This is a genomic window from Bacillus pretiosus (genome assembly GCF_052947655.1).
Window position 1 is genome coordinate 2,723,605 of sequence record NZ_CM129593.1, and the last position, 25,803, is coordinate 2,749,407.

29 protein-coding genes are annotated in these 25,803 nt (G+C 35.3%); 8 read left to right on the forward strand and 21 right to left on the reverse strand.

The window, feature by feature from the left end; genetic code table 11:
- Positions 1-46: 46 nt before the first annotated feature.
- From ppaC to ACU8YW_RS13965, 4 genes are all read right to left on the reverse strand, one after another.
- Positions 47-976 carry a manganese-dependent inorganic pyrophosphatase gene (gene ppaC / locus ACU8YW_RS13950; protein ID WP_426934248.1) on the reverse strand — a complete coding sequence of 310 codons (930 nt, stop codon included), beginning with the start codon at positions 974-976 and terminating at the stop codon, positions 47-49.
- Positions 977-1,138: 162 nt separating this feature from the next.
- Positions 1,139-1,804, reverse strand: coding sequence for a lytic polysaccharide monooxygenase (locus tag ACU8YW_RS13955; protein WP_048547409.1), 666 nt, complete (start codon positions 1,802-1,804; stop codon positions 1,139-1,141).
- Positions 1,805-2,051: 247 nt separating this feature from the next.
- Entirely contained in the window at positions 2,052-2,567 is a 516-nt protein-coding gene (locus tag ACU8YW_RS13960) for a DinB family protein (RefSeq protein WP_088063704.1), read from the reverse strand.
- 255 nt (positions 2,568-2,822) lie between these two features.
- On the reverse strand, positions 2,823-3,326 hold the full coding sequence (locus tag ACU8YW_RS13965) for a GNAT family N-acetyltransferase (RefSeq protein ID WP_088063705.1): 504 nt from the start codon (positions 3,324-3,326) through the stop codon (positions 2,823-2,825).
- 107 nt (positions 3,327-3,433) lie between these two features.
- Here ACU8YW_RS13965 and ACU8YW_RS13970 point away from each other — a divergent pair, with 107 nt between their 5' ends.
- A complete protein-coding gene (locus ACU8YW_RS13970) occupies positions 3,434-3,730 on the forward strand; it encodes a hypothetical protein (RefSeq protein WP_088063706.1) in 297 nt (98 codons plus the stop codon).
- Between the two features lie 146 nt (positions 3,731-3,876).
- On the opposite strand, the gene ACU8YW_RS13975 is transcribed toward ACU8YW_RS13970, so the two are convergent.
- From ACU8YW_RS13975 to ACU8YW_RS14005, 7 genes are all read right to left on the reverse strand, one after another.
- The gene (locus ACU8YW_RS13975) at positions 3,877-4,242 is read right to left on the reverse strand and encodes a carboxymuconolactone decarboxylase family protein (RefSeq protein ID WP_016087526.1); all 366 of its coding nucleotides are present in this window, start codon (positions 4,240-4,242) and stop codon (positions 3,877-3,879) included.
- Positions 4,243-4,344: 102 nt separating this feature from the next.
- On the reverse strand, positions 4,345-5,835 hold the full coding sequence (locus ACU8YW_RS13980) for an alanine/glycine:cation symporter family protein (protein WP_088063708.1): 1,491 nt from the start codon (positions 5,833-5,835) through the stop codon (positions 4,345-4,347).
- Positions 5,836-5,965: 130 nt separating this feature from the next.
- A complete protein-coding gene (locus ACU8YW_RS13985) occupies positions 5,966-7,450 on the reverse strand; it encodes an aldehyde dehydrogenase family protein (RefSeq protein WP_097907907.1) in 1,485 nt (494 codons plus the stop codon).
- A gap of 18 nt (positions 7,451-7,468) precedes the next feature.
- Positions 7,469-8,365: a 4-hydroxy-tetrahydrodipicolinate synthase gene (gene dapA / locus ACU8YW_RS13990; protein ID WP_426934247.1), complete on the reverse strand. Its 897-nt coding sequence runs from the start codon at positions 8,363-8,365 to the stop codon at positions 7,469-7,471.
- A gap of 17 nt (positions 8,366-8,382) precedes the next feature.
- Entirely contained in the window at positions 8,383-9,324 is a 942-nt protein-coding gene (locus ACU8YW_RS13995; RefSeq protein WP_088063711.1) for a proline racemase family protein, read from the reverse strand.
- On the reverse strand, positions 9,321-10,358 hold the full coding sequence (locus ACU8YW_RS14000; RefSeq protein ID WP_060487075.1) for a proline racemase family protein: 1,038 nt from the start codon (positions 10,356-10,358) through the stop codon (positions 9,321-9,323). Before ACU8YW_RS14000 ends, ACU8YW_RS13995 begins: the two co-directional genes overlap by 4 nt.
- Positions 10,355-11,530, reverse strand: coding sequence for an NAD(P)/FAD-dependent oxidoreductase (locus ACU8YW_RS14005; RefSeq protein ID WP_098189805.1), 1,176 nt, complete (start codon positions 11,528-11,530; stop codon positions 10,355-10,357). Before ACU8YW_RS14005 ends, ACU8YW_RS14000 begins: the two co-directional genes overlap by 4 nt.
- A gap of 181 nt (positions 11,531-11,711) precedes the next feature.
- Here ACU8YW_RS14005 and ACU8YW_RS14010 point away from each other — a divergent pair, with 181 nt between their 5' ends.
- From ACU8YW_RS14010 to ACU8YW_RS14025, 4 genes are all read left to right on the forward strand, one after another.
- Positions 11,712-13,373, forward strand: coding sequence for a sigma-54 interaction domain-containing protein (locus tag ACU8YW_RS14010; protein ID WP_088122355.1), 1,662 nt, complete (start codon positions 11,712-11,714; stop codon positions 13,371-13,373).
- A 75-nt stretch (positions 13,374-13,448) separates the two neighbouring features.
- Positions 13,449-13,721, forward strand: coding sequence for a (2Fe-2S)-binding protein (locus tag ACU8YW_RS14015; protein WP_088063714.1), 273 nt, complete (start codon positions 13,449-13,451; stop codon positions 13,719-13,721).
- Positions 13,718-14,050 carry a (2Fe-2S)-binding protein gene (locus ACU8YW_RS14020; protein WP_426934246.1) on the forward strand — a complete coding sequence of 111 codons (333 nt, stop codon included), beginning with the start codon at positions 13,718-13,720 and terminating at the stop codon, positions 14,048-14,050. Before ACU8YW_RS14015 ends, ACU8YW_RS14020 begins: the two co-directional genes overlap by 4 nt.
- Positions 14,047-15,282, forward strand: a complete 1,236-nt coding sequence (locus ACU8YW_RS14025) for an NAD(P)/FAD-dependent oxidoreductase (RefSeq protein WP_426934245.1) — start codon at positions 14,047-14,049, stop codon at positions 15,280-15,282. Before ACU8YW_RS14020 ends, ACU8YW_RS14025 begins: the two co-directional genes overlap by 4 nt.
- 24 nt (positions 15,283-15,306) lie before the next feature.
- Here the strand turns inward: ACU8YW_RS14025 and ACU8YW_RS14030 are convergent, their stop codons facing one another.
- Entirely contained in the window at positions 15,307-15,615 is a 309-nt protein-coding gene (locus ACU8YW_RS14030) for a YxcD family protein (protein ID WP_377919676.1), read from the reverse strand.
- Positions 15,603-16,052 (reverse strand): hypothetical protein, encoded by a 450-nt coding sequence (locus ACU8YW_RS14035; protein ID WP_426934244.1) that lies wholly within the window; start codon positions 16,050-16,052, stop codon positions 15,603-15,605. The genes ACU8YW_RS14030 and ACU8YW_RS14035 overlap by 13 nt, the downstream gene beginning before the upstream one ends.
- A 258-nt stretch (positions 16,053-16,310) precedes the next feature.
- Between ACU8YW_RS14035 and ACU8YW_RS14040 the strand changes: the two genes are divergently transcribed.
- Both ACU8YW_RS14040 and uptA read left to right on the forward strand, forming a co-directional pair.
- The gene (locus ACU8YW_RS14040) at positions 16,311-17,075 is read left to right on the forward strand and encodes a DUF1836 domain-containing protein (RefSeq protein WP_000447225.1); all 765 of its coding nucleotides are present in this window, start codon (positions 16,311-16,313) and stop codon (positions 17,073-17,075) included.
- A gap of 234 nt (positions 17,076-17,309) precedes the next feature.
- Positions 17,310-17,915, forward strand: coding sequence for an undecaprenyl phosphate transporter UptA (uptA, locus tag ACU8YW_RS14045; protein ID WP_061664652.1), 606 nt, complete (start codon positions 17,310-17,312; stop codon positions 17,913-17,915).
- 51 nt (positions 17,916-17,966) lie between these two features.
- Here the strand turns inward: uptA and ACU8YW_RS14050 are convergent, their stop codons facing one another.
- On the reverse strand, positions 17,967-18,440 hold the full coding sequence (locus ACU8YW_RS14050) for a DinB family protein (RefSeq protein WP_199694197.1): 474 nt from the start codon (positions 18,438-18,440) through the stop codon (positions 17,967-17,969).
- A 140-nt stretch (positions 18,441-18,580) separates the two neighbouring features.
- Here ACU8YW_RS14050 and ACU8YW_RS14055 point away from each other — a divergent pair, with 140 nt between their 5' ends.
- Positions 18,581-18,805, forward strand: coding sequence for a hypothetical protein (locus ACU8YW_RS14055; RefSeq protein WP_000558704.1), 225 nt, complete (start codon positions 18,581-18,583; stop codon positions 18,803-18,805).
- 38 nt (positions 18,806-18,843) lie between these two features.
- On the opposite strand, the gene dltD is transcribed toward ACU8YW_RS14055, so the two are convergent.
- The 7 genes from dltD to ACU8YW_RS14090 form a co-directional block, all read right to left on the reverse strand.
- Positions 18,844-20,025, reverse strand: a complete 1,182-nt coding sequence (gene dltD / locus ACU8YW_RS14060) for a D-alanyl-lipoteichoic acid biosynthesis protein DltD (protein WP_088063719.1) — start codon at positions 20,023-20,025, stop codon at positions 18,844-18,846.
- Positions 20,026-20,293: 268 nt separating this feature from the next.
- On the reverse strand, positions 20,294-20,821 hold the full coding sequence (locus ACU8YW_RS14065) for a GNAT family N-acetyltransferase (protein WP_426934243.1): 528 nt from the start codon (positions 20,819-20,821) through the stop codon (positions 20,294-20,296).
- Positions 20,822-20,940: 119 nt separating this feature from the next.
- Complete coding sequence (locus ACU8YW_RS14070; RefSeq protein ID WP_048547442.1) at positions 20,941-22,563, reverse strand: peptide ABC transporter substrate-binding protein; 1,623 nt, start codon at positions 22,561-22,563, stop codon at positions 20,941-20,943.
- Between the two features lie 20 nt (positions 22,564-22,583).
- Entirely contained in the window at positions 22,584-23,585 is a 1,002-nt protein-coding gene (locus ACU8YW_RS14075; RefSeq protein ID WP_199694193.1) for a C40 family peptidase, read from the reverse strand.
- Between the two features lie 39 nt (positions 23,586-23,624).
- Positions 23,625-24,686 carry a dipeptide epimerase gene (locus tag ACU8YW_RS14080; RefSeq protein ID WP_199694364.1) on the reverse strand — a complete coding sequence of 354 codons (1,062 nt, stop codon included), beginning with the start codon at positions 24,684-24,686 and terminating at the stop codon, positions 23,625-23,627.
- A gap of 154 nt (positions 24,687-24,840) precedes the next feature.
- Complete coding sequence (locus ACU8YW_RS14085; RefSeq protein WP_048547447.1) at positions 24,841-25,167, reverse strand: DUF3870 domain-containing protein; 327 nt, start codon at positions 25,165-25,167, stop codon at positions 24,841-24,843.
- 259 nt (positions 25,168-25,426) lie between these two features.
- Positions 25,427-25,783 (reverse strand): FtsB family cell division protein, encoded by a 357-nt coding sequence (locus ACU8YW_RS14090; protein WP_001228712.1) that lies wholly within the window; start codon positions 25,781-25,783, stop codon positions 25,427-25,429.
- Between the last annotated feature and the right edge of the window lie 20 nt (positions 25,784-25,803).

Below are 25,803 nucleotides of genomic sequence, written 5' to 3' on the forward strand. Positions count from 1 at the left end.
GCCAATCCGACTACTTGTCCTTGCTGTGTATCTGTACTCAATAAAATTAAGCTTGGAATGCTTCTGTTAATACTGGTACGATTTGTTTTTTACGAGATACAACACCTTTTAAAGTAGCAGTGTTGTTTTCTAGAGATACGTTGTATGCTTTCTCAACAACGTTTGCTGCTTTACCGATCGCAAGACCGACAGAATCGTTAGTTAAGATATCAGTTACAACGAATAAGAATAGGTCTAAACCTTTTTCTTCTACTACTGCAGAGATAACTTTTTCAAGTTCCGCTTGGTGTACAAGAACGTCGTTTGTATCAACAGCGTTTACTTGTGCGATTTCAACTTTCGCATTACCCATTTGGAATTCTTTAGCGTCAAGAGAGATTAATTGCTCCATTGTTTTTCCGCTTAAGTCAGCACCAGCTTTTAACATTTCTAAGCCGTAGTTATCAGCATCTACACCAGCGATTTCCGCTAATTCACGAGCTGCTGCTACGTCTTGCTCTGTGCAAGTTGGAGATTTGAATAGTAAAGAATCTGAAATGATTGCAGATAACATTAAACCTGCAACTTCTTTACGAATTGTAACGCCATTTTCTTTGTACATTTTGTTTAAGATTGTAGCTGTACAACCAACTGGCTCACAACGATAGTAAATAGGATCGCTTGTTTCAAAGTTAGCAATACGGTGATGGTCAATAACTTCTAACACACGAACAGACTCGATATCGTTAGCACTTTGTTGACGCTCGTTATGATCAACTAAAATAACGTTGTCCACTTCGCTTGCAACTGTCTCAACAAAACGCGGTCCTTCTACTTTAAAATGGTCTAACGCAAATTGAGTTTCACCGTTGATTTCGCCTAAACGTACAGGCTCAGCATTCATTCCTAATTCTTTTTTCAATTCTGCATAAGCAATTGCAGAACAAATTGCATCTGTATCTGGGTTTTTATGCCCGAAAACTAGTACTTTTTCCATGTTTTCCACCTCTTCATGAAAAGGATATCTTAAAGAAGCAAATATGACAATATTTAAAGCATAATTTTTTATAAATAATTGCACTTTCTTCTATATTTTTCATCGTTTTTCGTAAAAAAAGATCATCTAAAATGAATTAGATGATCAAAATGTATATTTTATTTAAAATAAGCTAGGAGCTTGCACTACATGATTTAGCGGAAAATTTGATGCTAAACCGTTATTTACAAGGTTAACATCTATAACTTGATAAAATGCATTCCCAGTATCTGCAATTTCCCAAACAGCTAAAATAAGGTGATATCCATTTCTATCAGTAGGTACATTCGCTTCATGAGTTACTGAAGTTCCTGGTCTTGTTCCCCCATCATTTTTCACATAGAATGGCACTAAATCTAAATCAGACCTTGTTAACGGCTTATTTGGATTCCAATCTTTTTTCGTAATATAGTATTTCCATTCTTTCGTACTATGAGGTGCGGTTAGTTTCCACTTGAATGTATTCGTCCCGCCGTTTAACGTAACTTTCTTCCACCTATCAACTGATTGAACGTCTAAAGCAGGAAAATGGCCTGCTCCTGCGATTTGTCCATCAGAAGGTCCTAATTGCGGGAATCCACCTATTCCTTCTACACTTTGCGGCTCGTATTGAATCGGTCCGCAATTTACATTTACCCCTTGCTTACATAAATAAGAACGGCTCGCTGGTGATTCAACATATCCATGAGCTGAAGCTTTTTCTGAAAAACCGAAAGTTAACAATCCCGTAAGTAATATACCACCACTTAATATAACTTTCTTCACCTTCTGTAAACCTTTCGTTCTCATCCCGTCATCCCCTTTCCCATAATAAAGCGAAAATAACTATAGTCGGCTAGTCATCTTCTCTACATCCATTATAAGTCAAGGAGTATAACGAAAAGAACCCTCTAAAAACTTTCTCAAATTCATTTAGTACATTATATAAATTTTATTGATACATTCAAATAACACCGCTAGAGAAATATAGACGGTGTTAAATATACTCAATTAAACTATTCGTTTATAAATAAATTACGAAATTGGCAAAGTTAGTCTAGTTATCAAATAGCCCTCTCCCTCTCAGATTTGCGGAAACTGGCTCCTTTCCGATTTCACGTGCCCATATAGATAACTGGCCGATATGATGGATTTCGTGGACAATGACATGACGTATTAACTCTCCGTGTGTACATTCAATGACTCGGCGCCTAATTGGTGCGTCTCTTGAGCTAATCGGCTCTTCATTGAAGTCAGCTTTTGAAAGTTTCCGAGAATCCATTTCATTTGTCCAAGAGGTCACAAATGGCTTCACTTTCCCGTGGTATTGAGCTGAAAGATTTTTCACTTTTTGTAAGCTGGCATACTCTTCAAACAATGGCTCCTCAGGCACTGATTCACCACGCAACCCTAAGATCCACATATATTCCACATCTACTATATGAAATAGGGTATGTAGTATACTGCCGAATCCACCGACCCGTTTCTTTACCAGTTCTTCGGCCGATATGTCTTCGCACCATGTAAACCAATCATCACGAACTTGCCAGTTATATTGAAACAGTTTCAACATCACAGCAACCTCCATCTTTTAGATTAACATTTAATATTCACCAAAAGACTTCAAAATTCCTATTTAAGTAATACCTCTTATACAACTGTTAAAACCTTATACAAATTGGCCCTCAAATTGAACATTCAATATGAAGTTAATGAATGAAAAGAAACCCCCTATTATACAGGGGGTTATCAATCTTTTTACAAATCAATACTCAGACCTAATAACAGATTTTCCGTTTAAAAATATCCCTCTTTTCAAATAAAAATACTAAATCATTTTATAATAAATAACCGTTGCATCTAAATTACCATTTGGAGATATTGCGTATTCTGGTATTTTTCCAACTTCTTTATAGTCTAATGATTTATACAATCTATTAGAAGGGTCTCCTTCTCTCGTATCTAGCACTATAAGAGACCTATTTTCTTGCTTTGCTCTTTCCTCTGCTTTTTGCATAAGCGAACGTCCAATACCGTTACGTCTAAAGTTCGGGTGAGTCATTAACTTGCAAATTTCAGCTCTATGAATCCCATTAGGCTTTGTAACTAAATGTAATTGAATACTCCCTGCCACTTCATTATTTATTTTAGCAACATACAAGATCACTTCTGGTGCTAAAACAGTTTCCCAATACTTTGTTGATTCTATTTGTTCCAGTGGAGGTAAAAAACCAATTGACGCCCCATCATCTACAACCGTTTTCAAAAGTTTAGAAAGCTCTTCCATATCATCATTTATTTGCTTAATCTCTTCAATTACTAAATTTTGCATTACTAATCCCCCTTTTGTTTCATTGTACCAAGTTTTAAGGAAGGAATAACAGGTTACTAAAAGGAAATATATATTTAGATAAAACATACTTATATAATGTATGGCAAGTGGAGGGATTAACCATTAGTAAAACAGGTTTTGACTTAATAAAACATGAGGACAACTTTAATCTTGGCTATGAAGATATCGAAGAGATATCTATGAGCTGTAAATTCTCTAACTGCACTCATACAAATGAACCACATTGCGCAATTAAAAAAGCTATTTCCGATGGATTTCTTACAGAAGAAATAATGAATTGTTATTATCGAGATAAGAATGAATTCGAATATGTATGTAAACAAAAGAACAAAACAAAAGCTATTGATTATATGAAACAATTGAAACTTTTTAGAAAATCTTAATACTAAATAAATAGTTGTTATTTCTCATTCCGACTAAATTTAAAATTCTTACTTTAATACATCACATACCAGATAATTTTTATACTCAAATTTAATCTCACGTAAAAGAACGTTTTAAACATAAAGTTTAAAACGTTCTTTTACATTCAATGCTTCTGATTTTTCAGTTCACTTAAACACTCTTGTACTAATGTTACCGCTTGACTCATTGCAGCTCCGCCAGCAAATGCTGCTGATACACCACATGCTTCCAGAATCTCTTTATCTGAACATCCTTGATCAAGACAACCTTTTGTATGATAAATGGTACAATATTCATCTTGCGTTGCTAGACTAATTCCTAATGCGATAAGTTGTTTTTCCCTTTTTGTTAAAGCGCCCTCTTGAAAACAAGCTTGCGTGAATGCATTATATGTTTCTGCAATTTCAGGAATTTGGTTTGTAAAACTACCGATACCTTCTTTATAATGATGTAGAACGTCATTTACTGAACTATGTTGTTCGTGTTCCATCTTATTATTACCCCCATTCAAATTATGTGTACCTATTGTAGTATGTGATGAAAAGAAGGTAATATACCTCGTATAATAGAATGAATATTCAGTTTATTATAACTAAAATTTCAGACTATCATCCTCTACCGTTTGTTCTTTATAGTTTTTCCTTTCAATTTCTTTACTTCTTTCTTCCCAAAACGTTAAACCTTCAATCCCCACATTTTTAGGATCAAATACTGGATCTTTCCCTTCCTTTTTCTGTACTTCATAATCTTTTAACACTTTTAATGCGATTTTACTTAATAGTAGAATCGCAATTAAGTTTAACCATGCCATGCTACCGATTCCTAAATCTCCAAGATTCCATAAAAGCGACGCTGATTCTACGCTACCGATGTAAACCATAATTAAAAATCCAATTTTTAAAACTGGTTTTAACCAGCTATGTTTAAGCTCACGATCTAAATAAGTAAGTGTTGTTTCAGCGATATAGTAGTATGCGAGTAAAGTTGTAAATGCGAAGAAAAATATTGCGATTGAAATAAATAATGGACCAAACCCTGTCATAACAGTTTCAACTGCTTGTTGTGTATAGATTGGACCTGCATCAACATTCCCTATATTCTTTACTATAGCGCTTTTCCCTTCAGGTATAACATTATACATACCTGTTATTAAAATCATAAGAGCTGTCGCTGTACATACAACAATTGTATCGATATATACAGAAAACGCTTGAACTAAACCTTGTTTTGCAGGATGGGATACTTCAGCAGCAGCGGAGCTATACGTCGCTTCTCCAACACCAGCAACATTTGAAAATACAGCACGCTTTACGCCCCATGCGATCGCTGCACCGACGATTCCGCCAAACATTTCATTTACACCAAAAGCACTAGAGAAAATTAAAGCGAACATACTTGGAATTTCTGTTACATTCGCAATTAATACGATACATGTAACAATTACATAACCTATTGCCATAAATGGAACAAGCATTTGCGAAACGCCCGCAATTCTCTTTACGCCACCAAAAATGATTGATGCTAATAATATAACTAATAATATTCCAGTTATATATTTGCTAATGCCATTAGAGTTTTCAAATCCAACTGCGATACTACTAGACTGAATACCTGGTAATAAAACGCCATATGAAAGTGTTACAACAACCGCTACAATGACTGCAAACCATTTCATTTTCAGGCCTTTTTCAATGAAATATGGTGTACCACCTCGGTATTCATTCCCAACTTTACTTTTATACACTTGAGATAATGTTGATTCAACAAATGCACTCGCTGCTCCTAAAAGAGCCATTACCCACATCCAAAACACAGCTCCTGGTCCACCAAAAGCGATAGCTGTCGCGACCCCTGCGATATTACCTATTCCAACCCTACCTGATAAGGCTAAACAAAATGCTTGAAAGGATGAAATTCCCGTCTCCGAGCTCTTCCCTTCAAATAATAGTTTAATCATCTCTTTAAAATAACGAATTTGCAGAAAACGAGTGGCAATTGTAAAATACACACCTGCCCCTAATGCAAAAACAACTAACCCAATACTCCATACTTGCCCTACTAACCACTCTACTAATTGCTCCATCCAAATCCCCCTTAACATTCTTTTGAAAACTATTTTATATATAAGAAAACGGACAACTATTATTAAACCTTACAGTTGTCCGTATCTCTCATTATTTCATCCCTCTATTTATTAACAGTTAGATTCTCTATTACTTTATATTTACCCAAACGCTTTTCACTTCTGTATAGTTATCAAGCGCATATGAACCTAACTCACGACCGATTCCAGATTGTTTAAAGCCACCAAATGGTGCAGCTGCATTTTCTAAGTTATAATCATTAATCCATACTGTTCCTGCCTTTAATTTATTGGCAACTTGATGTCCTGTTTTAATATTTTGTGTCCATACGCCCGCAGCGAGTCCGTATGAAGAGCGATTTGCTCTTTCGATAACCTCTTCTGTTGAATCAAATGGAAGTACAACGACAACGGGTCCAAAAATTTCTTCCTTCACAATTGTCATATCATCAGTAACATTTGTGAAAACTGTTGGCTGTACAAAATATCCTTTTTCAAATGCCCGTTTACCACCAGCAGCAACAGTAGCACCTTCTGCTTTTCCTTGTTCAATGTAATGTAGCACACGTTCTTGTTGCTTTTTAGATACGAGTGGCCCCATTTCCGTTTCCTTCTCCATACCTGCTCCAAGTTTTACGTTGTTCGCCATTTTTACTAATTCAGCTACGACTGTTTCGTAATGTTTTCGGTGAACGAATACGCGAGATCCAGCACTACAATTTTGGCCGTGATTATACATAATACCTTGGAATGCGCCGTTAATCGCTTCTTCTAAATCAGCGTCTTCTAAAATGATATTTGGTGATTTACCACCAAGTTCTAACGTTACATGTTTAATTGTTTCTGCAGATTGACGCATAATATATTTCCCTGTAACTGTTGAACCTGTGAAGGCTACTTTATCAATATCATGATGGTTTACGATTGCAGCTCCTGCTTCAGGGCCAAAACCTGGAACAAAGTTTACAACACCGTTTGGAAAACCTGCTTCTTTAAAGAGCTTCGCTGTATATAATAACGATAAAGGCGTTTGCTCTGCTGGTTTTAATACGATTGTACAACCTGTTGCTAGTGCAGCTCCCATTTTCCAAGAAGACATAACGAGTGGAAAATTCCAAGGAATAATTTGACCTACAACGCCAACAGGTTCATGGCGTGTGTAATTTAAGTAATCTTTTGAAATCGGAATTGTTTGCCCGATAATTTTCGTAGCCCATCCCGCATAATAACGATAATTTTCTACAGTCGCTGCAATATCATCATCCAGTGCTACTTGACATGGTTTTCCATTATCTAAAGCTTCTAACTGCGCTAATTCTTCTCCATGCTCTTCAATTAAGTCTGCTAATTTATAAATAAGGTGCGCTCTTTCAGCGGTAGTCATTTCTACCCAAGGTCCTGATTCAAATGCAGATCTTGCAGCTTTTACCGCTACATCAATATCCTCTTCTCGCGCTTCGCATACGACAGCTAAAACATCTTCTGTTGCTGGATTGTATGTCTCAAATGTCTTCCCGCTAATGGAAGGTACAAATTCACCATTAATAAACAATTTAATTTCTTCATTTAAAAACGCTTTCACTTTTGGTCTCAGCTCAATGTTTGTCGTTAACATATATGCTCTCCTCCTTATTTAAACAGCTGCATGAGCTGCAATTTTTGAAATAATCGTTTGAAGTTTTTGATCTTCTTCTTCAGTTAATCCGAGTCTCGGATAACGAGAAGGTCCCCCTGCTTGCCCGTGTAATTCCATTGAGCGTTTAACGATTTGTACATATTTTCCTGATCCTTCAAGAAACTCGCAAAGAGGTAAAATAGCATCGTTTATTTCCCAAGCTTTTTCTAATTCACCATTTTGGAAATGCTCATACATTTTCGTAACAAGTCCCGGCACGATATTTCCTGCTACTGAAACCCATCCCGTTGCACCTACTAAATAAGATTCCATAACTAAATCTTCAGATCCACAGAAGACTTGAAAAGCACCTTCGCCTTGTCGTACTAAATCTCTTGCTTTACGAATATCTCCGCTAGATTCTTTAATATGTGTAACATTTTCACATTCTTTTCCAATACGTAGCATGAGCTCTGTACTCATATCAACACCAGATGTAAACGGATTATTGTATAACATAATTGGTATATTTACAGCGTTTGAGATTTCTTTAAAATGAAAATAAATTTCCTCTTCTTTCGGCTTACAATAGTACGAGTTAATAATTAATGCGCAATCCGCTCCGTGTGCTTCTGCATGTTTCGTATATTCAATCGTTTCTTTCGTCGTTTCTGCTGCAGTTCCTACAATAACTGGAATACGGCCATCAACTTCTTTTAATACTGTTTCTACCATTTTAAATCGTTCTTCTTTTGATAAACTAACAAACTCACCTGTACTTCCATTAATAATAATGCCAGATACCTTTTGATCGATAAAATAGTTTACGTTTTGTTTTACACCGTTCCAATTAATTTCTTGAAACTCATCCATCGGTGTGATCAATACTGGAAATGCCCCTTTAATTTTTTTCATATTTATCTCTCCCTTTACTATTTTAATAAAAATCCTGTCGGAAACGGATCTGTAGAGTCTAATAGAAACGTCTGCATCCCTGTAATAAATCCTCTACTTTCAAAGCGAAAAATGTATCCTTGTTCTTCTTTCTTCACTTGTTCCACTGTTATAAAGCTATTAAATATACTTTCATTTTTAAAAGGTTTATCCGCTATATAATCATTTTTAAATAATGTATGAACATAAGATACAATAGTAGAAACAAAACCAGGCGAACGTACGATAAAGTTATCTTCATGAAATGTAATCGACTTTATATGGTTCTTTTCTGTTTGCATAGATTCTACTAAAATAAGTCTTTTTATTAATGACTGTTTTTGTATAGCTTGAAGTGTAACTTCACTCCATTTTTTTAATTTAGAGATATTTTCAATACTGATTTCTGGTGAATATGCATCCTTTTCTACAACTGCATATACTTTATCTGCCTGAATGAGAGAGTAACTTATATTACCAACTTGTAAATTTTTCTCAATCATATAACATAGTTTACTTTCAAACGAAACAGATACAACTTCATCATTCTCTACATACGCATGGATTGAAAATATACCAGATAGCGTTTCAATTTTGTATTGGTTCGTCTCTCTCTTTTTTAAATACCCGCTTTCTAGTAACATCGTTATGACTGCGACAATCCCCCCATAATGAAGCGGAATGGATCCTTCATGATTAAAAAATAATACAGCTGCATCGACTTCCATATGAATAGAAGGAACGACAATACATCCATTTAATCCGATAAAACCACGTGGTTCATTTAATACAAGCTTCATTTCTTCTGCTAATTCACCTGAAAATTGTTCGTTTAATTGCTCTAAACTGTAGTAGTATTTGCATGGTACATCTTTCATTACACGAAATGCTTCACCATTTACATGTACGTCTACTGCTGTATACATTTTTTGAATGTTCATTTTACATCCTCCGTTTCATGTTCCATCGGCGGAATTAGCAAAAAGCCTTCTTTAAGTGGGTCCTTTTCATTATAAAAAAATCTATGCATCCCCATAAGCCAAGCTGAACCTGTAATTTTCGTTACGACAGCTTCAATATTTTCTACAGATGTTGTATTTATGACGCACCCTTTAAATAAAGAGCCAACGATACTCTCATGAATAAACTCTTCATCCACTTCAATTTTTTGATTTGCGTATAATACAGCTAACTTCGCTGATGTTCCTGTACCACATGGAGAACGATCAATTCCTCCTGGCGGAACGACAACTGTATTTTTCACATGAGCACTTTCATGAGTAGGATCTGTATAAAATTCAATATGGGTTAACCCTCTAATAAATGAATACTGCGGATGAATGATTTCAAATTCCTCATTAATGATATTTCTAATATGAATTGCCTTATCGATGATTGTAGATGCATGTTCCGGTACTAACTCTAAACCTACTGACTTCGCATCAATAATGGCATAGAAATTTCCTCCATACGCAATATCTGCTTCTACAGTTCCAATCCCTTCAACTTGTACAGTAATATGTTTCAATAAAAAAGCTGGTATGTTACAGAAAGAGACTTCTTTCGCTTTTCCATCTTGAACAAAGATATCCACTTCAACTAAGCCGGCTGGCGTGTCTAACTTTAACGAAGTAATCGGTTCAACTACAGGAATTAAACCTGATTCAATTAAAGCTGTACATACACCAATTGTATCGTGACCACACATCGGTAAATATCCACCTGTCTCTATGTATATAACACCAATATCTGCTTCAGGATGACACGGATCTGTTAATAGTGCTCCTGACATTACATCATGACCACGCGGTTCATTCATTAACAATTTGCGAATCCAGTCATACTCCTTTTTCATATGTAACATCTTCTCTGCCATCGTCTCTCCAATTAACTTTGGAAGTCCGCTTATCAATGTCCTCGTCGGATTCCCGCCCGTATGTGTATCAATCGTCGTAAAGACTCTTTGTGACCTCATCCATTTAACACCCTTTCTGTAAAACGACTCAAACGAAGTGGTTCAATAGGAATGATTGTTTCTTTTTCATTTAATAACTCTTCAATTACTTTTCCAGTAACCGCTGCAAGGCTAATGCCATCCCCTTCATGCCCCGCTGCGATAAAGTAGTTCGGGATATGTTGCACGCGTGAAATGATTGGCAAATGATCTTCTGTCCACGGGCGTAATCCAGCATATGAACGAATCACCATCATATCCGCCATTTTCGGATAAAAACGAATTGCTCTGTTTGCAATACATTTAATAACCTCGTTGTTTATCTTCGTATGAAAACCTACAAACTCTCTACTACTACCAATTAAAAAATTTTGGCTTTCTGTCGGCTCAAACACAAGAGCTACCCCATATTTCTCAGTTAAAGCATCCACTTTTCGTTTTCCGCCAAATTTAGAAATTAAATAGCCAAATTCCATTACTTTACGGCAACCAACGTGTTGTTGCCTTGAAGCTACAATAATATGCCCTTTTCTCGGTTCAATTGGGATATTTACATCCAACATTTCTCCGATTTTCGGAGCCCACACACCGGCTGCGTTTACCACTTGTTTCGCAGTAAACGTCCCGTTAGTCGTTTCTACAATAAAGGAACCGTCTATATCTCTTTTCATTTCTTTTACTTCCGTATGATTAAAAGCTTTCGTACCAAATTTCTTCGATTCTGTAAGAAGTGAAAAAGCAAGGAGATATGGATTTACAGTCGAATCCGTTGCGCATTCTAACCCGCCTAATAAATCTTCTGCAAAAAATGGCGATTCTTCTCTTATATCTTGTCTATCAAGCATTCGAAACGGTAAACCAGCTTCCTTTTGACGATTCACCCATTGCTGGGCTGCTTCCATTTCTTCGTCCGACTCACATACGAGAATACTTCCTGGTGCTCTATATTCAAATGAGTGCTCTAACTCTTCACTTAAATCAGTTACTAACTTTTGACTTACTAACGACATTTGACTATCAAACCCTGGGTCTTTATCAATAGCCAAAATATTCCCGTCACACCGTGAAGACGTCCCACTGACAAATTCTCCTTTTTCAATGATTGTTACGTCTCTTCCGTATTTTGAAGTGTAATAAGCGATTGAACATCCTATAATTCCACCACCTATTATTAAAACGTCACAGTGCCTCACGTAGCACCCCTCCCTTCTTTTTAATCCCTCACTTTCTTTTATGCAATTGACGTGCCAACTCTACATATATACACTTTTTACAAATAATATTTTTATTTGTAAAAATATTTTGAATTTATCATAAATAGGTGTATTATTTTTTTATCACTGTCAAAATTTTTATACATAATAGGAGGACAATATGGCATTCTCATTTCCCACAATACAAGAATTTCTAAAAACTTTATTAATTGATCACACAAACAATTTGCAACATATTGAGCAAGTTAACGAAAAGTTTTATTACAGCCCTTCTACTACAGAAAAATACAACTGTGCAGTTATAGATGAAGATGATTCATTCAACACTTTAATTGACGCGTTTTCTCATGAAATGACCGTTATCGTAATAAACGAAAATAAAGAGCCTATATGCTGTATAACGGCTCAGCAAATCATTCCGTTTCTTGTTAAGTCTTACAATGAACTACAATCTTTCTATAACACCGTAATACAAACAACTGATTCTTCTGTTACAGTTATCGATGATAAAGAATGTGTTCGTACTTGGACAGATGGCGCCGAAAAGATTTTTTCAGTCAACCATACTGAAATTATTGGACAACCTATCACTCGCTTTTTTGACTATAAAGATTTGGAAATTTTACAATCATTACATGACGGAAAAAGCATAATTGCTCAGTTCCATCAGCCTCGTCCAGATTTATTTGTATTAATTAACTCAAACCCAGTGTATTGTAACGATGAAATTATTGGAGCAGTCGTTTCAGAAACTGATGTTACGAATCAAGTTGCTTTAAATGAAAAACTATTTAATATGTCACATGAAATGCACCGATTAGAACAAGAGGTCGCAAAATATAAAGATGAATTAGACCCTTTCCTTGCGATGAATGGAAAGAGCCCTGTTATACAAAGAACGATACAATTAGCTAGAAAGGTGTGTTCGGTGAAATCAACAGTTTTAATACTCGGAGAAAGTGGTGTTGGAAAAGAAGTATTTGCGAAAGCAATCCATGAAGCAAGTGAAGCAACTAAAGCACCTTTCATTTCAATTAACTGCGGCGCCATTCCAGAAGCGTTATTTGAAAGTGAATTATTCGGGTATGAGCGCGGGGCGTTTTCTGGTGCAAATAGTAAAGGGAAAAAGGGTAAAATAGAGCTCGCGCAAGGCGGTACATTATTCCTAGATGAAATAGGAGAAATGCCGCTCGATATGCAAGTAAAGCTTTTACGTGTACTACAAGAACGAAAATATTACCGAGTTGGTGGAGAAAAAGAGATTCATATTAATTTCCGCATTATCGCTGCTACAAATCGTGATTTACAAGAGGAAATGAGAAAAGGCACGTTCCGAGAAGATTTATACTATCGCCTAAATGTAGTTAGCTTGCATATTCCACCGCTGCGCGAAAGACGCGAGGATATTATTGAATTAACCTATTCTTTTTTAAACGATTTTTCAATCAACTATAACAGACCAATTCGTGACTTACCTTCCAGCATTATGCATGAGTTACTTCATTACAATTGGCCAGGTAATATTCGCGAACTTCGTAACGTTGTTGAAAGACTTGTCGTATTTGCGACTGACGGTATTATAAAACAAGAATATTTACCATTTCATACAACTGAAACGTTAGAGAATCATACGGCTCATTCCCTATTACTCAGCAACAATCATACAATCCTTTCATTACAAGAAGAAATGGATGAACATGAGAAGAAAGTTATTGAGAGGGCTTTACGCATTTTAAATGGGAATAAATTAGAGTGCGCGAAACAACTCGGTGTTACGAGAGCCACTTTATATAACCGTTTAAAAAAACTTGGTTTACAATAACCGTTTCCCTCCTCTATATTGGCATAGTTTTTGCATTATATAATTTGTGCAAACCGAACTAGAGGAGGAATACATATGACGAATAAAGATCATGTAATTGTTTGTCGATGTGAAGAAGTTACATACGGTCAACTTCAATCGACAATTGCTGAATATAATTGCTCGGCGAGAGAATTAAAACTAAGAACACGTGCTGGCATGGGATTTTGCGGTGGCCGCACATGTAGAATGATGATAGATCGAATGATTGAAAGTGCAAATCCTGAAGTAACTACTAATGAAATTCCATTAAAATATCAACCACCAGTGCGCGCAGTTACCTTTGGAGCGGTAGGTGAAAATAAATGAATAGAATTACCCATCACCCTGTTTTAGGGAGTTTAAATAGTAGTAATCGCATCACTTTCCAATTTAACGGGCAACAATATGAAGCATATGAACATGAAACGATTGCGGCCGCTTTACTTGCAAACGGAATAAGAACTTTAAGAGTGCATGAAGATAGCGGGACGCCGCGAGGTATTTACTGTAATATCGGGCATTGTTCTGAATGCCGCGTGAAAGTAAACAATCAAACGAACGTACGAGCATGCTTAACTGTTGTTGAAAAAGATATGGTAGTTAATAGCGGCAAACAGCATCCAAATATCGTCAGAGAGATGGTGAAAAAGCGATGAACGATGTCATTATTATTGGAGCTGGACCCGCAGGTTTATCAGCCTCCATCTCTTGTGCTCGTTTTGGACTAAATGTACTTGTTATTGATGAATTTATGAAACCTGGCGGAAGGTTGCTTGGACAATTACATCAAGAACCTACTGGAGAATGGTGGAATGGTATAGAAGAGTCAAAACGCCTTCACGAAGAAGCAAAATCACTTTCAGTTGATATTCGATGCGGCATTTCCGTCTATAATTTAGATAAGGATGAAAGTTCTTGGTTCGTACATACGAATATCGGTACGTTAGAAGCACCGTTCGTTCTACTTGCTACTGGAGCTGCTGAGTACTCTATCCCCTTCCCTGGTTGGACACTTCCAGGAGTTATGTCAATCGGGGCAGCCCAAGTAATGACAAATGTACATCGTGTTCAAGTTGGGCGAAAAGGAATAATTATTGGTGCTAACATTTTGTCATTCGCTATTTTAAATGAATTACAATTAGCGGGAATTAAAGTGGAACATATCGTACTTCCTGAAAAAAGTGAATTAAGTCAAAGGGCTGGTGAACCAGAAGAAGTTTTAAACTCTCTATTACATGCTGCCCACCTTGCCCCGTCACCTTTATTACGTATAGGTAGTCGATTGATGAAATATAATTGGGCGAAACAAGCTGGATTAAACTTCTATCCAAATAACGGTATGAAAATAAATGGCACACCACTTCACCTTCGAAAAGCAGCTCTTGAAATTATCGGTACAGATCAAGTTGAAGGTGTACGCGTTGCTAATATTGATACGAAAGGAAACATCATAACTGGATCGGAACAAATATATGAGGCAGACTTCGTTTGTATTGCAGGTGGCTTATACCCTCTTGCTGAACTGGCTGCTGTAGCTGGCTGTCCTTTCCGTTACATTCAGGAATTAGGCGGGCACGTTCCTCTCCATTCCGAAACGATGGAAACCCCTCTTCCCGGTTTATTTGTAGCTGGAAATATCACTGGGATTGAAAGCGGAAAGATTGCGATGGCGCAAGGAACAGTTGCTGGATATTCAATCGTAAAACAAGTAAATCCAAAATCTCATTCGGTTGAACAACACTTACAACAGGCGATTCAACATGTACATACCGTACGACAACAAGCTGCCATTCAATTTAACCCGATGATTGATGTTGGTAGACGGAAAATGAATGAAATTTGGTGTGATTATTCCCTGGCATATGCACATACTAAAAAGAGCTGCTGAGATTACTCTCAACAGCTCTTTTTTCTACTCTTCCGAGTTATTAAATTTCGCTAATGCGTAAATGCCTTCTTCATCGTCTAATTCAAGTTGTAATCTTGCTGCAAATGAATTGACATTATATTCTCTGTCAAGCAATAAGCGTAGTGCTTCGATTAAGTTCGCTTGAATTAAAATTTGCTGGCGACCATTTACCTCTACTTCAGCAGAGAAACCGTAGTCATCATCATACATTAGTTCAACTAAAACTTCTTCTGGACCAACTTGTCTTTTTTCAGCGATATATACGCAAAGCGCATTTATTAATTCTTGTTCAGAAATTTTTATTGTTTCCATGCTACTTCATCTTCCTTTTTCTTACGTTGATCTTTGAAGTATTTAAAAGCACGAACTGCTAACATTACGATACCAGCCATTACTAACATATTTACCATAAACGCTAATATAGAACCAAGAGCTCCCATATTTGCAAATAAGCTACCCATTAGTAAACCACCAAGACCACCTAGTAATAAACCTTTCATAAAGCTTCCTTTATTACTTTTTGGTGCTGTGTTTGTTGCTTTTGTTTTTGAATCTGTTGTTGTTTTTTGTGAATTCACGTTATTATCTTTTTTGTTCAAATCAACTTTTGACTTTTGACCAGAACTTGGTGTGTATGATTTTTTACCAGATTTGTAACCCTTCGCTGCTGCGTGATCTACAAACATGAAGCTACTAGCTCCAAAAATAACCATGAATGCTGTCATGACTGCTACAAGTTTTTTCATCATATTATATCCATTCTCCTTTTATATAGATATATGTGAAATCTACCTTTCTAGTAAATTCAGAATGATAGATTTGTTTTTAAACACATTTTAAAGGTTCTTATGAACTTATTATATGAACTTTTGTCGAAATATGCAAGTATTATTTACTTCCGACAGTTTGGTGACAAAGGAAAAATTAAGCAAAACAGAATTGACTTTAAATGAAACAAAACATATTATAAGTTCATAAGAACTTTTTATTATTTTGGAGGTGAAAAGATGGAAACATTTCATCTCACACGAAACGAAATGGCTACCCTTCTTCTATCATTAAGAGGATGGAATACGAAAAAGCCTCTCGGTATTTTACAAGAAGCTTGGGCAAAGTCACATAAAAAAGATATTGAAAGCGGACAAAGCGTAACTGCTTTTATTACTACCGCACTTTCACCTATTTTTGAAAAACTGATTAAAATTGATGATACAGACGTCGGTTTTTCATTAAATGAAATAGTTGCGCTTGGAAATCAGATTGAAAATACAAGTTTCTCAGTAACAGCCATGCAAAACTGGGTGAAACGAGATATAAAAGAAATGATTGGCTCTCCTCAAAAAGGAAAAAAATATTCAATTGAACAAGCAGCCTTACTATTCATTGTTGAAGATTTAAAAACAGCACTTGATTTTGAATCCATTCGTAAGCTATTACGCCTTATTGTAAATGACCCAGCCGATCGAAGTGATGACTTAATCAATCCTGTTCATTTATATGGGGCATACTCTTCTCTATTTGAAGAACTCAATCAAGGGAACTGCTTACAACTAAATGCAACAGATACAATCCATACAATTGAAAATATCGTGAAAGAAAGAGCTGATAAAATTGCAAGCAAGTTCGATCAGGTTAACAACGAACAACGTGAAGCAATTCGTAACGCTATTATTATTGCGACCCTTTCTGTACATACCGCTTATGTACAAATGTTAGCGAAACGTTACGTAACAGCAACTTTATTTTTACAAAATTTAGAAGTGAAACCGTAAAAAATAGGAGCAGAAATGCTTCTATTTTTTTATGAGAAATTTTTAATAATCTTTTCATTTTCTCTTCATGAAAACTAAGCTCATATCCTGTACTATACTACTTATGAGAGACATAAAAGAATTGAAATAGCAATCCCCTATACAAATAAGGTATAATCTACACATAGTGAATCTTTTATGTTATTAAGTATAAGGTTCACCTATTCAAAAATACATAAACTAGAAGGTGCAACAATGGTAAGTAGTTTTATTCATTCAGTATTAACGTTTTTTGAAGGATTAGGTTATTGGGGCATTATGCTTGGTCTAATGATTGAGATTATTCCAAGTGAAATCGTCCTTGCTTATGCGGGATTCTTAGTATTCAATGGTAGTATCTCATTTGTAGGCGCCGTTGTATTCGGTACAATTGGCGGCGTTATTGCTCAAATCTTTATTTATTGGCTTGGACGATACGGTGGACGACCTATATTAGAACGATACGGAAAATATATTTTCATTCATAAAAAACATATAGATGCAGCTGAAGATTGGTTTAACCGTTACGGGACTGGTGTAATTTTCACTGCACGCTTTATTCCAGTAGTACGTCATGCGATTTCAATTCCTGCTGGTATTACAAAAATGCCATTATTACGTTTCACTACATTAACAGCACTTGCAATCATCCCTTGGTCTATCATTTTCATTTATTTAGGTGAAAAACTAGGTCAAAATTGGGAGAATATAAACGATATTGCGGGACCGTATGTGAAGTCTTTCGCAATTGGCGGCGTCATACTTATCCTACTATACTTCATCCTTAAAAAATGGACAAAAAAACGTAAAAATCTTGCTTAAGATAATATAAAAACCGCTATACATTCATTACGAATGTTAGCGGTTTTTATATTAGACTTGATTATGTATTAAAAATTGGATTATTTCTTCCTTATGCTTTAAGTCATGCTGAATGAGTGATGAAAAATAATGATTCAGCATGACTTTTTTAGTACCAATTTGAAAGTCATTATAAAAATTATCGGCAGGAATTCGCTCAATTTCGTCTACTAATTGTTTACGAGTATAGCTAAACTGATTGATAAGCTCTTCTCTTGAAATACCTGATCTTGCATATATAATTGCACTCTTATTCATTTCCTCTACATCTGTTGGAAAATGAGGCACTGATTGAGTACTAAGAAAATAAGGAATTCGATACTTCATTACAAAATCATCCCAAATAATAAAATGTGAAATCACATCTGCAATCCCCCACGAACCATTTTTAAATGATTGAAACCATATATCATCAGGTACTTCCTTCAATGTTTGACACCATTCTATTATATTTAACTTTTCTTCTAAAATATTTTCTTTCTTCATTATGCATTCCTTTCTCGCACTTGTAATTCATTCATATTAATATCTTCTAGAAATTGTATAAAAAGCCTCCATAATTATGTGGATAAGCAACAATTCATTCGTCCATTTCGTATATTAACTCTAAAAGGAGTGATTTCCCTATGCATTGGCAACAAAAAATACAATACTTAATCGGACGCCCTATCGGTATTTCCTTCATAAATGGGCAGGGAACTTCTGGTGTATTATGTTCAGCACATGATGGTCAATTATATGTGTATGAATACCTTTATCAAGCGCAGTTCGCAATGAAGCATTATGATTTTAGACAAATTCAAGATATACATGCCTTTCCGAATTGCCCACATCAAAATACTCTATACTAAAAAAGGAACAGCTTATAGCCGTTCCTTCTTCTCCACTCTTATTTTTCAGTATAAAAGTTTTGTACTGCTTCATCAAAGTAAATCCAGCCTTTCCAACCTAAATGAATTGTATCTTTTAAGAAATACTTATCATATTCATGGCCAGAAAAATCAACTACTGGGTATCCTGCTTTCTCAACTTGTTCCCGAACTTTTTTATAATACACTTCACGGCGTTCTTTAGGGAAACCAGCGTAATCATACCACGGTCCGTTTACAGGTACAGAAATGAATAGTGGCTTAACATTTTTCTCTTTAAATATATTTAAAACAATTTGTAAGTCATCATATTCTGGTGATTCTTCATATGATTCATTTGCTCTAAAGTTTTTTAAACCTTTTAATTTTTTCTTTAAATTATGTTTATAGTAATACGGATTTTCAATTCCGAATGTGTTTGTAGTAGATTCCGTTTTTCCTTCTTCCTCCGCATGTTTACGTGCATCTACCCAAGAAATTGAACGTAGTCCCATATTTGTTTTTTCTTTCATCGGTTCAATCTTAAATAAGGAGTTAAATACATCTCTATGATCTAAAATATTTCGATGCATATAAGCAAGTGGTTTAACTAAACCTGCTTTTATGTTATGTTTCGTATCATTATATACAATACCTTCTAATGAATTTTTTAATATATCATCTTTTTGAACAACTTTATAGTCTAATAATCGTTTCGCAATTTGCTTCTTCATTTCAACATTTATTGTATCATTAAAAATAAAATGATAGGCTTGTTGTTTGGAGAAATTGTTAGTAAAATCCCCTTGTGATACACCCGTTTTAGTAAACCATTGTGGTGATAGAACAAAGACTACTTTTTTACCTTCTAACTCATCCATTGTAGACGTCATATTTAATATATGAGCTAAACTTTGTGTACCGCCAATCCCCATTAAATATGGTGTAAAACCTGCAGGATTTACTTTAAAGTAATTAGACGGATGATATGCATCCATTCGTAAAAATTCAGATGAACCATACATCGGTAAATACTGCGAATTCTCTAACATTTTTTGCTGTAAGAAAACACTTTGTAGTTTTTCTTTTTGTAAGGAAGTTGCCGCATCTTCTACCTTCTTATCACTAATAAGTGATACTAAACTTTTCGATGGGATTAATATGATAATGAAAAAAAGCACACACGCTAAAATTATGGGACCAAAAGCATGCTTCATTTTCATCGTCTCTTCCTCTTTCTATCGCTATTAAATTGTAACCCTTGTTTTTGACACGCCATCATTTCTCTCCTTTTTCTCTATACATGTTCCATTCTATTTATCTATTATATACATGTATGTATTTCTTTCCTTGTTCTATTAAGTTCTATACAAATATCGCAAGAAAATGTTTCCATAGAAACACGTTAATTATACAAGATTCTACATAAATTTCACACTGGAATTTTACTAATAATTTTATTTTTAAGACATGAAAAAATATATAAAATGTCTATAATTCATCAGGAGCTATATTAAATTCAAAATAAGATAAGATACGTCCACTATAATCAATATCATGAGTATATGTAAAACCTAACTTTCGTAAAAGATTTTTCGAATTGCCATTTGCTATTTTCACCCTAGCAATTATTCTTTTTACACCCATCGTCTCTTTTACATATTGAATAGAAGCCCCTGCTGCTTCTGATGCATATCCATTTCCCCAATAGTCTGGATCAAGTAGATACATAATCTCTATTTCATCAGTTTCATCCACTTTTCTTAAACCACAATGTCCTAAAAGCTTTCCTGTTTCACTATTAAATAACAACCATACACCAAAATTATACTGTTCCCAATGTAATATAAGATTCCTGATATAATCATTTGCTTCTTCTTTTGACATTCCTCTTGATTTAGCAAGCCATTTGCCAACAGCTTCTTTCTTTAATATGTTATAAAATTGATCAACATATTCTATACTTGGTTTCCTCATGAACAATCTTTTTGTACATATTACTTCCTTTTCTTCAAACATAAACATCATTCCCATCCAAACATTTTATACAGACCAGTAAATTATACCACGGACTATTTCTCTAACTTTAAATAAGAAAAACAGACTATCACACATGTGAAGTCTGTTTCTCCATACTTTTATTTTTGTACATCTGCCCATTTTAAACTTGTAGCTGGACCGAATTGATGTACATATAAATCTTTCACATGCGGCTTTTGTAAGTATGATAATCCGCGCTGGAATACCGGTGCAATTACTGCATCATCCAGTAACATTTTCTCAGCATCTTGCATTGCTTTCCAACGAGCTTTTTCATCATTACCTAATTCTGTTTTAATCTTCTTAATTAACGCATCATATTCTGGGTTTGCATATTCTGTATTGTTCACACTGCTTCCAGAAAGGAATACTTCTAAGTAAGTCATTGGATCTGGATAATCAGGTAACCAGCGTGATAATGACATTTCATATTCTTTCTTCTTCTCTAACGCTAGTTTTTGCGTGTGTGGTTGTAATTTTACATTTACCTTTAAGCCTGGTAAGTTTTTCTCTAGCTCTTCTTTAATGTATTCTCCTACTTTTTTGAAGTTTTCTAAGTCATAGTTTAATAATTCAAGCGTCACTTCATTTGTACCGGTCTCTTGCTTCGCCTTTTCCCAATATTCTTTCGCCTGTTTTACATCAGTTTTATTAAACTCACCTGCTGTACTTCGAAAATCTTTTTTATCTGGACCTTTTAAAAATCCTTTTGGTACATAATAGTTAGCAGCAACCGAACCATCATTTAAAAATGAAGTCGCAAGTCCTTTCTTATCAAACACTGTACTTAGCGCAAGCCTTGCGTTTTTATTTTTAAGAATCGGTACATTTTCATTGAATCGGAAGAAGTACATAACCGGATCTGTATATTGTTTTAGCTCTTTATTACTTTTATATTTATCGACGAATTCTGTAGAAATGACAGCTCTATCAACTTTATCTGTTTCATATAAATTTACCGCAGTTGAAATTTCTTTAACAATTTGATAGTTTACTTCATCTAGCTTCACTTCTTTCTTATCCCAATACTTATCGTTTTTTTTCAGTGTAAAACTAGCTTCATGCTTCCACTCTGATAATGTAAATGGCCCGTTATACACCGCTTTATTTGCTTCTAATCCGTACTTATCGCCCTGCTCTTTCGCATATTTTTCGTTAATTGGGTAGAAGGACGGTAAAATAAGTAATTTCGTAAAATACGGCACTGGATGTTCTAGTTCTACAACGAATGTTTTATCATCCGTCGCTTTTACTCCTAATTCATCTAAACCTAATTGTTTCTTATTTATTTTCTCCGCATTTTTCACATCGTAAGCAATGTATGCATATTGAGAAGCAGTATCCGGATTAATCAGCTGCTTCCAAGCGTATACGTAATCTTGTGCTGTTACTGGATCTCCGTTAGACCATTTCGCTTCACGCAAGTGGAATGTATATGTTTTTCCATCTTTACTTACTTCATATTTTTGTGCTCCAGCCTCAATCACTTCATCATTTTTCGATAAACGGAATAATCCTTCCATTACGTTATTTAAAACGTTAAACGATACCGCATCTGTTACTTTCCCTGAATTTAATGACGGAATTTCACCCGTTTCTAGTAACTGTAATACTTTCTTCTCATCTTTGGGCTTTGTCGTTGTTTTTTCTTTTGCGCATCCTACTAAAAATGAAGAAACTAATAGTGTACTAACTAATGAGTAACGAACAACTTTTTTCATTTGAAAACCCCCTCTATTTTTTAAGGTAAGTAACGACGAGCACCAGCGTATTCTTCTATATATCCTGGTGTATTTAGCGGTATAATCTCTACTGACCTTTCAGCTCTCGGTGAGTGAATCATATTTCCATCACCAATATACATAGCAACATGATGAACACTACCTTTTCCTTGATCATGTGCAAAGAAGATTAAATCTCCTTTTTGTAAATTTTCTTTATCAACTGCAACTCCATTTCTCGATTGCGGACCTGAATCCCGCGGAATTGTAATACCGTGTGATTTATAAATCGTATGTGTAAATCCAGAGCAATCAAATCCAAAGCCACTTGTACCTGCCCATATATACGGTAATCCTAAAAACATTTTTCCAGTGTTTATTAAATCATCAGCTGTCGGAGTTGGAATATCATTTTGCGAACGGTAAACTGTCCCATCATTTTTTCGTAGCCAAGCTTTCTGTCCGTTTGGTAACAACACGCGGTACGAAATCGTATCTTCACTAAGTAGTGGCAGTCGCGTATTATAGCTCACTTCAAGTGATTTATGTTGTTCAGAAGGATTTATATATAAAATGGCTGTCGGTTTTGTTACTAATACGAAAGGTTCATTTGTTTTATCAGCAAATTCTTGATTATATGTTAACTGTTTTTCGGGCATCCACCCTGGGTAGCCCTCTTCATTTCGAGGTGTTGGCTGACCATGGACTAACACTTTAACCCAGTCCCCTTTTTTATCAACAACCGTTACTTCTTGACCTAATAACGCTTGCGTTTCTAATTTATTTGCATTTGTTAACCAAAGTTTCTCATCAAGCGTCATTGATTTCGTCCACTTCCACAAATCAACTGGGTTTGTAGCGCTCGGTACATCAATTGGCCGTAATGAATCAGGCGCAGTCCAAAGTGTTGCGGCAGATACATCGATAAACGCTTTACTATCTTTCTTCTCTTCAGCATTTGCTGATGTAAACGATGAAAATATAAATAAAGTTGTTAAAAATGCAGTTCCTACTTTTTTCATAAATATCCCCCTTAAAAGATAGTTTACTAGTCTCTTCTCCTAAGATTTACTATTCACTGTCGTTTGAAGGTTTACCTTTGATCCAGAATAAGTCATTCCTTCCGGTTCTTCCATTAACCAAAGCGGTGCATCCAGATCGAAGTAATGAATATTAGGATGTGCAGCAGCTAAATGGGCTACAGCGCTAACAGAAAGTGAAGATTCCATCATACTTCCGACCATACATTTTACACCAGCTGTTTCGGCAATATCGGCAATACGCCACGCTTCACGTATGCCGCCACATTTCATTAATTTAATATTAATTAAGTCTGCATATCCTCCTTGAACAATTTTCAATGCATCACTCGCTGAAAATATGCTTTCATCTGCCATAATGGGCGTTTGTACATGATCTTTGACATACTTTAACCCATCCCAATCTTTCGCATGAACAGGTTGTTCAATAAATTCGATGTTTAAATTGCGATTTTCCATCTCTTTAATGATCGTAACCGCTTCTTTTGGATTCCACCCTTGATTTGCATCTAATCGTAACGTCGTAAATTTTGGTACACTATTTCGAATTGCTTCAATACGTTCTAAATCTAAATGAGCAGATTTTCCCACTTTAATTTTTAAAGTTTGAAATCCTTTTTCTACATGTTGCTTTGCCTCTTTCGCCATAATAAAAGGCTCATCTACACTCACCGTAATATCTGTATGAATTTCTTTCTTCCCGCCTAATAATGCGTAAAGTGGAACGTTTTGGTGTTGACAATACACATCATATAAAGCAATATCTACCGCGGCTTTCGCACTTGGGTTTCCAATACAACTCATTTGAATGTGCTGCAGTAACTGCTGAAATTGAATGATATCTTGACCAATTAAACAGGAACGCATCGGTCCTAAAATTGCTTCTTCAATCCCGTTAGCGAAATCACCCGTAATAACTGGTGTTGCGGCTGCAGCCCCCTTGCCAATAACTCCTTCGTCTGTATGAATATATACATCTATACTTTCTATTTCAGTTACGGTACGAAGCGCCGTTTTAAACGGTGTATGAAGATTTACACGTCTACGCTTTACTTTTACATCCGTAATTTTCATATTGTTCATCCTTTCATTGTCTGACAAAGTGGAACCTTAATCCACAAAATAAATTAGTTTTTTACGGACAATTAATCTCCTCTTTCGCTTACTTTTCATATAGGAGATTAATGTGAAATAAAAAAAATCCAGCCATAAGAAGATTCTTATGGCTGGATTTTGTCTAGGAATAGGTAGACAAAGCAGCAATTTGATTATATTTTTTCTGCGCATCTTTTAACGCTACAAGTAGTGCCTTTTGAGACGAACCGAAGTATCTATTTTTTATTTCTGTTACCAATAGTGGATCATTAATATTTTTATGTAGAAACAAATATTTAACGAATTGAGATGTTAATGCAATTGTCGCTGAGCAATCTGCATCTACAATTTCCCCTGTCTCCTTAACAAGTACAAACGCTACAAAATAACTTTTGAACTTTTCGGTAATAGGATTATTTTGAGGTGCTTTCGCATCCCCTACGATATAAATTGTATTTGAAGCGTACACAGCTATCTTCCTTTCTAATACGGGATAACGGTTTTCTTAATAGTCGTATGAGTGATAAACTCAACGTTGATTAAGAAATGTATCCGCTTACCTTGTATTATAATACAATTGACAGAATTTTAACAACATTTATTTCAGTGTATATTCCATAAGTATAAAAACAGCTCAAACTCTTCATTTTTACAATATGTGATTGTTACTTGTACCATGCCATTCATACATAAAAAAACAGCTAGCAATCGCTAACTGTTCTATTACACTACTTCGGCAACACAAATATAGTTTCATTTGACTTAGAAAATTGATATTCTTTTCTCGCAAACTTCAAAATTTCTTCCTCATCGTCTGTTAAATTTTCTATGTTAGTCTTTAAAGAATCCTGGTCTTTCTTTAAAGAGACCAATTGTTTTTTTTGATTCGTTATTGTATCTTTTTTTTCTACGATTATTTCTTGTTGTTTCGTTAAAATAAATTGAAGGTACAAAGTAGCCGCCGCAATAAATATAAACATGAATATAAATCGTCTTAGTTTTTTCTTATTAATTGCTCGCTTCTCATTAGGCTGTGATAGTTGCTCTTCTATATTAGGAACATTTATTCGCTTGAGTTTCCTCATTATGAAATCCCCCTAACACA